Origin of the sequence: Acetobacter pasteurianus subsp. pasteurianus LMG 1262 = NBRC 106471 (assembly GCF_000285275.1) — a bacterium.
GTDB classification, from domain to species: Bacteria; Pseudomonadota; Alphaproteobacteria; order Acetobacterales; family Acetobacteraceae; genus Acetobacter; species Acetobacter pasteurianus.
In genome coordinates this window covers 26,015-37,315 of sequence record NZ_CADO01000015.1, presented here as the reverse complement: position 1 = coordinate 37,315, position 11,301 = coordinate 26,015, and the positions used below count along the sequence as shown (strand labels likewise).

General features: G+C 50.3%; 10 protein-coding genes and 1 pseudogene. 10 read left to right on the top strand and 1 reads right to left on the bottom strand.

Going from position 1 to position 11,301, the window contains the following annotated elements; genetic code table 11:
- Positions 1 to 50: 50 nt before the first annotated feature.
- Positions 51 to 941: pseudogene (locus APA10_RS04635) on the top strand (amidohydrolase family protein); the annotation flags it as partial.
- A 5-nt stretch (positions 942 to 946) separates the two neighbouring features.
- On the opposite strand, the gene APA10_RS04630 reads toward APA10_RS04635, so the two are convergent.
- Positions 947 to 1,843 (bottom strand): LysR family transcriptional regulator, encoded by an 897-nt coding sequence (locus APA10_RS04630; protein ID WP_035365976.1) that lies wholly within the window; start codon positions 1,841 to 1,843, stop codon positions 947 to 949.
- 164 nt (positions 1,844 to 2,007) lie between these two features.
- Here APA10_RS04630 and APA10_RS04625 point away from each other — a divergent pair, with 164 nt between their 5' ends.
- From APA10_RS04625 to APA10_RS04585, 9 genes are all read left to right on the top strand, one after another.
- A complete protein-coding gene (locus APA10_RS04625; RefSeq protein ID WP_035365978.1) occupies positions 2,008 to 3,165 on the top strand; it encodes an iron-containing alcohol dehydrogenase in 1,158 nt (385 codons plus the stop codon).
- Between the two features lie 45 nt (positions 3,166 to 3,210).
- Positions 3,211 to 4,572, top strand: coding sequence for an MFS transporter (locus APA10_RS04620; protein WP_003630175.1), 1,362 nt, complete (start codon positions 3,211 to 3,213; stop codon positions 4,570 to 4,572).
- Between the two features lie 26 nt (positions 4,573 to 4,598).
- Positions 4,599 to 6,092, top strand: coding sequence for a CoA-acylating methylmalonate-semialdehyde dehydrogenase (locus tag APA10_RS04615; protein WP_003630176.1), 1,494 nt, complete (start codon positions 4,599 to 4,601; stop codon positions 6,090 to 6,092).
- Positions 6,093 to 6,396: 304 nt separating this feature from the next.
- On the top strand, positions 6,397 to 7,389 hold the full coding sequence (locus tag APA10_RS04610; RefSeq protein WP_003630179.1) for an ABC transporter substrate-binding protein: 993 nt from the start codon (positions 6,397 to 6,399) through the stop codon (positions 7,387 to 7,389).
- Positions 7,390 to 7,409: 20 nt separating this feature from the next.
- Entirely contained in the window at positions 7,410 to 8,372 is a 963-nt protein-coding gene (locus tag APA10_RS04605) for an ABC transporter permease (protein WP_004449769.1), read from the top strand.
- Positions 8,372 to 9,286, top strand: coding sequence for an ABC transporter ATP-binding protein (locus APA10_RS04600; protein WP_035365990.1), 915 nt, complete (start codon positions 8,372 to 8,374; stop codon positions 9,284 to 9,286). Before APA10_RS04605 ends, APA10_RS04600 begins: the two co-directional genes overlap by 1 nt.
- Positions 9,287 to 9,297: 11 nt before the next feature.
- Positions 9,298 to 9,777 carry a CopG family ribbon-helix-helix protein gene (locus tag APA10_RS04595; RefSeq protein WP_003624243.1) on the top strand — a complete coding sequence of 160 codons (480 nt, stop codon included), beginning with the start codon at positions 9,298 to 9,300 and terminating at the stop codon, positions 9,775 to 9,777.
- A gap of 41 nt (positions 9,778 to 9,818) precedes the next feature.
- The gene (locus APA10_RS04590; RefSeq protein WP_004449771.1) at positions 9,819 to 10,622 is read left to right on the top strand and encodes an urea amidolyase associated protein UAAP1; all 804 of its coding nucleotides are present in this window, start codon (positions 9,819 to 9,821) and stop codon (positions 10,620 to 10,622) included.
- A gap of 16 nt (positions 10,623 to 10,638) precedes the next feature.
- Positions 10,639 to 11,283 carry an urea amidolyase associated protein UAAP2 gene (locus APA10_RS04585; RefSeq protein ID WP_003624240.1) on the top strand — a complete coding sequence of 215 codons (645 nt, stop codon included), beginning with the start codon at positions 10,639 to 10,641 and terminating at the stop codon, positions 11,281 to 11,283.
- Positions 11,284 to 11,301: the final 18 nt, after the last annotated feature.

The window sequence follows — 11,301 nt, the reverse complement described above, 5'->3', positions numbered from 1 at the left end:
CTTTTTCATAATCTGACCCGATGTACAACCCTTCTGTGAGATTTCCGCGTCGAGTTCTCAACGAACTGGAACTTGATGATCGCTCAGGTCGCACTCGTATTCTAAACAACCCTCAATGGATCAAAGCATTCCGAAAAATGTGGCTCAAGGGGAAAAAGGACTGGTCTCTTGCCAGTATATTACGGCGGCTGCGCCTAGAGGATGTTGTGCTCACCCGCCAGCTAGACGATATGATTGTAGCAGAGTGTCCGTTAGCCAGTTGGGTTGGAGAAACGCTGGAAGCCCCTTATCGTAGGCTTCTTAAGTATCAGACCTCAAGTTCTCATAATCCCTCTCTTCATGATGAAGAAACGACCTTTTTCTCAAGTTTTCCCACCCCTATCAAAGATGATGCAGCGTTTTTCCTACATTTAATGCAAGCATGGGATACAGATTTACGTTGGGAAACAACCTTTGCAAACCGCAATGCCAAAACACTCAGAAAACTTTTGTTCCATAAGCAGACACTACCGGGTTTTAACGATAGTGGCGCACACCTTGCCAATATTGGTTTTTATGATGGAAACTTACGTGCATTAAAAATTGCACAGCAAGAAGGATTACAACAGGTTTCTCGGATGGTTCATCGCCTGACAGAACTCCCAGCGAAATTCTTTGGGATCAATGCAGGATTAGTACGCCCCGGTGCGCAGGCCGACCTTTGCATTATTGACCCTGTAGCTCTTGAAAAGTGGGATCCTGAAAAAACCTATCATTTCATACATCGCAGCCAATTCGGATGTAGGCAGATTGTTAATCGTCCCGATGCAGTTGTGCGAAACGTTATTATCGGCGGAAAGATGGTATGGGATAACGGCATTTATTCCGAAGATTTTGGAAAAACTGCATCTGGCAGAGTTATCAGAGCAAAAGATCATCCATTGGAACAGGGCAAAATGTAATGCAGCTATAAATTGAACAACTGCACGTTTTTTAATACTTCTTCCCGTATAAAATCACATACCCTGTCTATACGTGGGGTTTTCTGTTCTTCTGCGCGTGTAATCAGCCAATAGTGGCGCTCAAGTCGTGTTTCTTCGGGTAATACAGGCACCAGTTCCGGCCGTGTAGCGGCAACAAAAGTTGGTAAAACAGCCATACATAAACCAGAACAGGCTGCTTCCATCTGCGCTTGTACGCTGGAATTCTGAATCCGTACCATTTTGCGGGAAACACCCAGATCTTCCAGATAATCCAGTTCACGCATGAAAATCATTTCATCCACGTAGCCGGAAAACAAGTGAGATGAAAAATCCTCACGTTTTTTTATCGCTGGTTCACGCGCTAAATACTCATGCGTTGCATAAACACACAGGTAATACGACGTCAGTTTTTCACACAAAAACCGATCATCAACTGCAGGAGTAACGGTAATAGCAATATCTGCCTGCCTGCGAGAAAGCGCAATTATCTGCTGGATTGTAAGAATTTCAACTGTAAGGGCAGGATTATCTGCCAATAGCGGGCCAATGCGTGATGCCAGAAAGAAATTGGCAACCCCTTCCAAAGCACTAATACGCACGGTGCCAGTCAAGCCATGGGCAGGGCTGCTGGCTTCCACCTGCGTGGCCTCACGGTCCATGGCCTCTGCTGTAACAAATAAATCTTCGCCATAGCGGGTCAGCGCATAGCCACGTGGATGCCGCTCAAACAGAGTTTTCCCTACCGATCTTTCCAGAGCCACGATGTGCCGCCCCACAGTTGCGTGATCAACCCCAAGCAACCGCCCCGCTTCCGATAAAGAACCAGACCGTGCGACTGCCACAAAAAACTGCAGATTTCTCCAGTCCAGGGTGCGTTTCATGAGGTGAAATATCTCTGTTTTTTCTGATGTTGTGCAGGATTGCACAGCTCTTGGGCGAAATCTCCTGATTTTCTTGTGAGGGTTTTTGCGCGTTGAATATTCAGGCAAGAACAACATCAGGAAAGGAACGGCCCGCGCCAGAACCTTTCCCAGGAGATAAGGCTATGACAGCACTTTATCTGCCCTCTTTGATACGTATTGGTGGAGGGGCATTAAACGAACTTCCTGCAGCGCTAAAGCAGGCAGGCCTTTCTAAACCGTTTATTATTACAGATAATTTCATGGCAAAAACTGGTCTGCTCGGCCGGGTGCAAACATTGCTTGAAAATGCCGGTTTCAAATCTGGTGCATTTCAGGATGCCGTGCCAGACCCTACCGTTACCTCGGTAGAGGCTGCGCTTACAGCACTAAAAAGCCAGACATATGATTGTGTAATTGGCCTAGGTGGTGGCAGCCCGATAGACACGGCCAAAATGGTGGCCGTTCTGGCAAAACATGGGGGATCTCCCGCGCAACTAAAAGTGCCGCATGTGCAAGATGAAGTAGGCCTGCCCATTATTGCCATTCCCACCACTGCGGGTACGGGCTCAGAAGCCACACGTGTAACCGTGATTACAGATGAAACAACAGATGAGAAAATGCTGTGCGCAGGTTATGCCTACCTGCCGCACATTGCCATTGTTGACTACGAACTTACTTTAACCATGCCACGCCGTTTAACGGCAGATACCGGCATAGATGCCCTAACCCATGCGATTGAGGCCTATGTTTCCAAACGGGCCTCTCCATTTACAGATGCTCTGGCGCTTTCTGCCATGAAACGTATCTGGCATGCTCTTCCCATTGCATGTGCCGAACCCTCCAACAAAACAGCGCGTGAACAGGTCATGCAGGGTGCATTTGAAGCCGGAATGGCTTTTTCCAATGCATCCGTTGCCCTTGTACACGGTATGAGCCGCCCTATTGGCGCACATTTTCATGTGGCTCATGGGCTTTCCAACGCCATGCTGTTGCCTGAAATCACGGCGTGGTCTGTGGCCGGTGCACAGGCACGTTATGCAACCTGCGCCCGCGTGATGGGTATTGCTCCATCTGGTATGGACGACAGTGCGGCCTGCGCAGAGTTGGTTACAGCCCTGCGCGAACGCAACCATGAACTGGATGTACCCACCCCATCCACCTACGGTCTGGAAGAAACCCGCTGGAACACTTTGCTGCCTCTTATGGCAGAACAGGCCTTGGCTTCAGGATCACCAGATAACAACCCGCGCATACCTACGGAAGAGGACATTATTGCTCTGTACCAAAAGGTCTGGGCCTGAACGCAACCAATACTAAAAACAAAACTCCTGACAGGAGCCTAAAGCATGAAACCTCATGTAGAAAAAGAACGATCCATGCGTTCTTTGGTAATGGCCTCCAGCGTTGGCACCGTTATCGAATGGTATGATTTTTTTCTCTACGGCAGTCTGGCCATTTTCTTTGCGCGCCTGTTTTATCCGCCCGGAAATGATGTTGCTGCAACGCTTATCAGTGTCGCCACTTTTGCAACCGGGTTTGCTGTGCGGCCTCTGGGTAGCCTGCTGTTTGGGTATATGGGGGATAGCGTAGGACGCAAAAAGACTTTTCTGATCACCCTGCTGATCATGGGGTGTTCCACAGCGGCCATTGGCTTGTTACCCACTTTTGCAACCGCCGGATATATAGCCCCTGTCCTGCTGATTTTGCTGCGCATTGTTCAAGGTTTGGCATTGGGTGGAGAATATGGTGGGGCTGCAACATATGTGGCTGAACATTCACCGCCCGGTGAACGTGGCAAATGGGCCAGCTACATTCAGGCTATGGCTTCTGCCGGCTTTGTATTGTCTTTGGGCATTGTGTTAACCCTGCGCCTATGGCTGGGTGAGGAAGCATTTGGCGCGTGGGGTTGGCGTGCCCCTTTCCTTGTTTCCATCGTGCTGGTTGCTGTTTCTCTGCGCATTCGCCTTCGGTTGGCAGAATCTCCCGTGTTTGTTGAAATGCACAAACAGGGAACGCTGTCTAAATCTCCTGTGCGGGATGCTTTTCGTATTCCCGGCAATGCACGGCGTATTATTCTGTTCCTGTTTGGGGTGGCTTGCGCTCAGGCTGTTACGTTTTACACAGCCCAGTTTTACGCCCTGTATTACATCCAGACTTTTATGAAAGTACCCTTTCTGCCTGCAACTTTATCTGTTGCCGCGGGCGCATTTCTTGGGGTGCCGTTTTTTGTTTTGTTTGGTGCATGGTCAGATAAAATTGGGCGCAAACGTCTCTCTTTGGCGGGCATGGCTGCTGCCGTCCTGTTCTACATTCCCATTTTCTCTCTCATTCGCCATGCCATAGCGCCTGAAAATACCAACTTTATAACTATTTCTGCCTGTGTGTTTGCATTGGTGATTATCGCAGCAGCTGTTTACGGCCCCTATGGCGCATTCATTGTGGAAAGTTTTCCGGCCAATGTGCGCTACACCTCCATTTCCGTCCCCTATCATATCGGAAACGGCATCTTTGGTGGTTTCCTGCCGCTGGTGAGCCTCTGGCTTGTAACGCAAACAGGTAATCCCTACGCCGGGCTTCTTTACCCTATGGGACTCTGTCTGATCGGTTTTTTCATCACACTGTTCTGGGTGCCAGAAACATTAAGCGTGCGCAAAGGCAAGCATACGCAGGCGGTCTCACTCTCTCACGAAGTCATAGGCGAAGCCTAAGTTATCATTGATAAAGGATAAGAAAAATGAACACCATTCATCATGTCATCAATGGTCAGCATATCAATGGGCACAGCACCCGTTATGGTGATGTATTCAACCCCGCTACAGGTGAAGCCAGCAAAAAAGTTGTGCTCGGCACAGATGAAGATCTGAATGCAGCCGTTGCAGCAGCCAAGGCTGCCTTTCCGGCATGGGCAGAAACACCACCTCTGGCCCGCGCGCGCGTTCTGTTTCGGGCGCGTGATCTCATAGAGCAGCGTATGGATGAGCTTGCAGCCATTATCACCTCGGAACACGGAAAAATCCTGTCCGATGCCAAAGGGGAAGTAACCCGTGGGCTGGAAGTTGTAGAATTTGCCACAGGTGTACCAGAGCTGCTGAAAGGTGAATATACGGAACAAGTAGGCCGCGGCATTGATGCATGGACAATGCGCCAGCCCGTAGGCATTGCTGCGGGTATCACACCATTCAACTTTCCGGTCATGGTGCCTCTGTGGATGGCCCCTATGGCACTTGCCACAGGCAATTGCTTCATTCTGAAACCTTCAGAACGAGATCCCTCTGCCTCGATCATGCTGGCTGACATTCTTAAAGAAGCCGGCCTGCCTGATGGTGTGTTTCAGGTTGTGCATGGGGATAAGGATATGGTGAATGCCATTCTGGCACACCCTGATATTGCAGCAGTAAGCTTTGTAGGCTCCACCCCTGTTGCACAGCATATATATGCAACAGGCACTGCACACGGCAAACGCGTGCAGGCTTTAGGTGGCGCTAAAAACCACGCGCTTGTCATGCCTGATTGTGATCTGGAAAAAACGGTTGATGCGCTGATAGGCGCTGCCTATGGCTCTGCCGGTGAGCGCTGCATGGCTATTTCAGTAGCCGTATCTGTGGGCCCGATTGCTGATCCGCTGGTAGCGGCACTCGCTCAAAAGGTAAAAACCATTACTATTGGTAATGGCACGGATAGCAGCAGTGAAATGGGACCACTGGTTACGGCGCAGCACCTTGCCCGCGTAAAAGGTCTTGTTGATTCCGGTGTAAGCCAAGGTGCAACACTTGTGGTAGATGGCCGTAACATTAAAATAGACGGGTATGAAAAAGGATTTTTTATTGGGGGATCCCTTTTTGATAACGTGACATCAGAAATGGATATTTACCGGGAAGAAATTTTTGGCCCGGTGCTGTGTGTCATGCGTGCTCCAGATTTTGATACAGCGCTTAAACTGATTAATGAAAGCCCATTTGGCAACGGCACAGCCATTTTTACGCGAGATGGAGATTCAGCAAGAACCTTTGTGCATAATGTAACAGCAGGTATGGTTGGGGTGAATGTACCTATCCCCGTACCTATGGCATTCCATTCTTTTGGTGGGTGGAAAGACTCCCTGTTTGGAGACCACCACATGCACGGGCCAGAAGGAGTACGCTTCTTTACACGCATGAAAGCCGTTACCCAGCGTTGGCCTGCGGGCATTCGCTCAGGTGCTGAGTTTATTATGCCCACACACGGATGAAACAAAGGGCCGGATAGATTTTATCCGGCCTCCCCATCCACGCACACGACAAGCCACATTTCAGGCAGAAGCGGACTCAGAAATACAGGGGCATGGAGCACCTTACGCCCTCCATCTGCACCATTTCCAGCTATACTCGGCGGGCCAACATTTTATCTCTGGAAAATAAAATACATAAAATCAGTAAGTTGTGGCGAACCAAAAATTAGTTCCGCTTTGAGAACATTTTTATGTTGCAACCAAATCAGTTCCGCTAGAGAATGAGTAATACGATTTTCCATATTCGTATTACTGGAGTTCTCACATGCGTCTGCTCTCGCCTCTCCGGAAAGCCCTCTTAGCTGGTGTTTGTGCTGCGGCAACCTTTGTTTCAGCCTCTGCCTCTGCTGCAACACTGAAAATTGGTTATAGCGACTGGCCCGGTTGGGTTGCATGGCAAGTTGCTATTGATAAAGGCTGGTTAAAGGAAGCTGGCGTGGATGCCGACTTCCAGTGGTTTGATTATAGCGCCTCTCTTGATGCCTTTTCTGCGCACAAACTTGATGCCGTTATGGCAACGAATGGTGATGCACTCGTAACAGGCGCAAATGGCCACAAGGGCGAGATGATCCTTGTGACAGACTATTCCGATGGCAACGATATGGTGGTAGCCCAGCCGGGAATTACCGATATGCAGGGCCTTAAGGGCAAATCTGTCGCGGTTGAAGAAGGCTTGGTAGATCATCTTCTTCTGCTCAAAGGTTTGGAAAAAGCCGGTATGAGCGAGAAAGATGTCAAACTGGTCAACACCAAAACCAATGAAACACCACAGGTTCTGGCTTCTGGTGAAGTGGCGGCCGTAGCAGCCTGGCAGCCTAATGCAGGGCAAGCCCTACACATGGTGCCCGGTGCTCGCCCGGTGTTTACATCGCATGAAGCACCCGGCCTGATTTATGATACGATTGTTGTTGATCCGCAGTCTTTGCATGATAACCGTGATCAATGGCAGCGGCTGGTGGGTGTGTGGGATCATGTTGTAACTTATATCAATGACCCCAAAACGCAGCCTGATGCCCTACGCATTATGGCAACCCGCACTGGGGTTTCTCCAGACACGTACAAGCGCTTCCTTAAAGGCACGCACCTTCTGACGCTTTCTGATGATAAGTCTGTCTTTACAAAAAAAGATGGACTGGACTCTCTCTACGGTTCTTCCGCCATTTCTGATGCCTTTAATGTGCGTTACGGCGTGTACAAAACCCCGCAAAATGTAGACAGCTACATTGATCCGTCCTTCGTAAATGCTGTTGTGAAATAAGGCTGAGGTAGGAGACCGCTATGCCAAGCCTTGCCGCCTCATGGAGATTGTATGGTCGGACAGACCGAACGGCTCGTGGAGTATTCGGTATTCTGGCGGTTCTCCTGCCTTTGCTGACATGGAGCGCAGTAAGCTACCTTCCTTTTATCTGGCATCCGCAAATACTTATTACAGATCCCGGCGGAGAGGATTATCTTGAATCCGGCATGCGGATGAAGCGCGCAGACTTCAACCGTGCTGTAGATGAAATGCGTGCAAAAAAACTGCCTGCTCCACAAGGAATTGCAACAAACCCTGTTTACTTCCCCTCCCCCGGAGAAGTGTTGTCAGCCTTTGCGCATGCGTTTACCTCATCGGCACCAACTGGCGCAGAGCACTCCATCACGCAGGCTTTCGGGCACAGTATTCGGATTATTTTTTGGGGTTTTGTTATATCTTCACTCATCGGTGTGCCGCTCGGTGTGCTGTGTGGCGCCTTGCCTGCCATGGCGCGTCTTATAGAGCCATCCGTAGATTTTTTTCGCTATTTGCCAGCACCTGCCTTTGGCGCACTCGCTGTTGCCATTCTGGGTATTTATGATGCCCCCAAGATTGCCATTATTGTTATTGGCACGCTGTTTCAGCAAATCCTTGTTATTGCCAACACAACACGCAAACTGGACTTTGCCCTTATCGAAGCCGCACGCACGCTTGGTGCAAGAGGGTTAAGGCTTCTTTTTCGTGTGGTTATTCCGGGCATTCTGCCCGATCTGTACCGCGATCAGCGCATCCTGCTGGGTTGGGCTTGGACGTATCTGATTGTGGCGGAACTGATCGGCACATCCTCTGGCATTACATGGTTCATCACACAACAAGCCCGCTACCAGCATTTTGATAATGTTTACGCCGCTATGGCTCTTATCGGCATTGTGGGGCTGGGTACAGACATGGTTCTGGGCCTGTTGGCACGTAAATTCTTTACATGGAAAAGGGAGAACGCCTGATGCCCCAAAATTCTCTCCCTGACTACCGCATCCTGCCGCTAGATGTGGCCGAGCGTATGGCGCACATCAAACAGCGCGAATGTGTGTTGAAAATTGACCATGTTGGAAAGGTCTTCACCCAAAAGCGTCACCAGACCGTAGCACTTGAAGATATCAATTTCGACATCCACCGGCGTGAATTTGTATGCGTTGTAGGCCCATCGGGGTGCGGTAAATCCACGCTTATCCGCATTCTGGCGGGACTGGAAGATACGACTTCTGGGCGTATCCTTGTAGATGGACAGCCCGTGAATGGCCCAGGCCCTGATCGTGGCATGGTGTTTCAGAAATACACGCTTTTCCCGTGGATGGATGTTTGCCGCAATGTGATGTTTGGCATTGAAATGGGTGGCACCTCCAAAACGGAAGCACGCCGCGAAGCCATGCAATGGCTCCAGATTGTGGGGCTGGAACAGTTTGCCACATCTTTTCCGCATCAGCTATCCGGCGGCATGCAGCAACGTGTTGCCATTGTACGCGCATTGGCCGCACGCCCCCGTGTATTGTTGATGGATGAATCCTTCAGCGCGCTGGATGCCCAGACACGCCTGAAAATGCAGAATTACCTGATGGAGATCTGGCGTAAAATAGACATTACGATTGTCTTTATTACGCATGATCTGGACGAAGCCATTTATCTGGCAGACCGGATACTTGTGCTTAAGCCTCGTCCGGGCCGGGTGGAAGAGGTTATCGAAGTGCCTCTTTCCCGCCCCCGTCGAGCTACGCAAATGACCTCGGACGAATTCCTCGCGACCAAAGCCCATCTGGAGGCACTCATTCGCTCCTTTGGTGATAACACCGAAGAAACGGATGAAGGAGAGGAAGATTTCAACATCCCTCTCCTCACCCTCGTCACAGATAAGGCAGAATAGGAATAACAATTATGAGCAGCCGGGAAACAAAAGAACAGGTCAGCCGTATCAGCGTTTCTCTACCACCCGGGATCCTGCATGAACTGGATGCCATGGTGGCCGAAAAAGGCTATGCCAGCCGCTCACAAGCCATACAGAACATCCTGCATCAGGAACTTATGGCATCGCGGAAAGACTGTGCAGAGGAGTTGATGGCTGGTGTCATCATTCTCTTTTACAACAATGCCGCAACGGGGCTTTCTCAAAAGCTGGCTGAACTGCAATACGAAAATCTGGCTGAAGTTATTAGCTCCCTGCACGTCAACCTTGTGCGCCGTCAGACACTTGAGGTGCTTCTGGTGCAGGGGCAGGTCAAAAAACTTCAGGAAATTGCAGATCAGTTCATGACGCAATCTGGGGTGATTTCAGGAAAACTCCATCTGATCGCGTCTCTGATCCCGCCTGTTCATGAAAAAGGCCGCCCTCCAAAGCTCGACACTGTTCCGTGCTGAGCAGCATTTTTTCAATTCACTCCACAATACAGGAGCGTTCCATGCAGATCGATCAACAGACACCCGAATGGTATCGCGCCCGCTACAATCAGCTCCGCGATCAAGCCCTCCTTAAGGAAAGCAGCGCACGCCCCGCTTCTGCCCCTATTGAGATGACAGAAAGCAGCATTCTGCACCGCGAAACCATACCGGGAGGCTGGTACTGGAGCACGCTTCTGCCGCGTGGGCAGGCCCTGCGGCTGATCAATACCTCCGGTAATAATGGCGTATCCGTAGGCCTTTGGAATGCGGATGATCATAGCGAACGTTATAATGCGGGTGACACCATCAAACTGCAATGGACCACATGCCTTACAACAGGGCGTGTTCTGTTCTCTGATATGGGGCGTGTGCTTGCTTCCATTATCAATGATTCCTGCGGCTTTAGTGATACATTGGTAGGTGGCAGCACGCCGCAAAGCAATGCGCGCAATTTTGGTAATGCCGGCCTTCGCAACACCCGGAACAATCTGCGACTGATTGCTGGCAAGCACGATATGGCCCAGCATGATGTGACGTCCTGCATCAGCTTCTTCTCTCATATCAGCACGCAGGCAGATGGCAGCTTCCGTTGGATTGAAGGCGATGTACAGCCCGGTGCCTATGTAGATCTGCGCGCAGAAATGAACCTGCTTGTTGCTGTTTCCAACTGTCCGCACCCGTTGGCGCCAGATAAAACCTTTACCCCTGCCCCAATTGATGCCGTGCGCTGGGAGGCCCCCGCCATTAAGCCAGATGATCTATGCCGGACATTTTGCGAAGAAGCCCGCCGTGGCTTTGAAAACACAGATCCCCTCTTTGCCTGATCCAGGAACCAGACCCATGCCAGAATATGATATCAGCAAAGTTTTCTCTGCCATCACTCTAGATCAGGTTGTGCCTGCCCGCGTGCCGTGGTCTGGCGTTGTGCGCAAGGGGCAGGTTTTGCGCATTATTGATCTTGAAAGCCAGCAAGCGGTAGATGCCCTGTTCTATAATGCACACGCATATTACGAACGTTACAGCGCACAAGATACCCTTCTGAACCAGGGATCTGCCTATATTGGCAAGGGTGGCCGTCTGTTTTCCAACGAAGGCAACGTGCTCATGACCGTTGTGGAAGATACCTGCGGCCGCCACGATACACTGGCAGGTGCCTGTAGTTGTGAATCCAACACCGTACGCTTTGGGCATGAAACGAAATACATGCATGCATGCCGTGAAAACTTCCTTCTGGAAGTGGAAAAATACGGCATGGGCAAGCGCGATATCGTCAACAACGTCAATTTCTTCATGAATGTTCCCATTATGCAGAATGGTGAACTGGTGATTGACGATGGCCTTTCCGTGCCCGGTGGTTTTGTAGATTTGCGTGCCGAAATGGATACGCTTGTTGTGTTGTCAAACTGCCCTCAGGTCAACAATCCCTGCAACGGCTTCACGCCCACGCCTATTCGCGTGGTTATTGGTGACCCCGCTTCTATTTGACGCACCGAAAGATCAGCT

Coding starts and splice junctions, on each gene's coding strand:
- APA10_RS04595 (WP_003624243.1), top strand. CDS start 9,298: ATGAGCAGCCGGGAAACAAAAGAACAGGTCAGCCGTATCAGCGTTTCT.
- APA10_RS04630 (WP_035365976.1), bottom strand. CDS start 1,843: ATGAAACGCACCCTGGACTGGAGAAATCTGCAGTTTTTTGTGGCAGTC.
- APA10_RS04620 (WP_003630175.1), top strand. CDS start 3,211: ATGAAACCTCATGTAGAAAAAGAACGATCCATGCGTTCTTTGGTAATG.
- APA10_RS04625 (WP_035365978.1), top strand. CDS start 2,008: ATGACAGCACTTTATCTGCCCTCTTTGATACGTATTGGTGGAGGGGCA.
- APA10_RS04615 (WP_003630176.1), top strand. CDS start 4,599: ATGAACACCATTCATCATGTCATCAATGGTCAGCATATCAATGGGCAC.
- APA10_RS04605 (WP_004449769.1), top strand. CDS start 7,410: ATGCCAAGCCTTGCCGCCTCATGGAGATTGTATGGTCGGACAGACCGA.
- APA10_RS04610 (WP_003630179.1), top strand. CDS start 6,397: ATGCGTCTGCTCTCGCCTCTCCGGAAAGCCCTCTTAGCTGGTGTTTGT.
- APA10_RS04600 (WP_035365990.1), top strand. CDS start 8,372: ATGCCCCAAAATTCTCTCCCTGACTACCGCATCCTGCCGCTAGATGTG.
- APA10_RS04585 (WP_003624240.1), top strand. CDS start 10,639: ATGCCAGAATATGATATCAGCAAAGTTTTCTCTGCCATCACTCTAGAT.
- APA10_RS04590 (WP_004449771.1), top strand. CDS start 9,819: ATGCAGATCGATCAACAGACACCCGAATGGTATCGCGCCCGCTACAAT.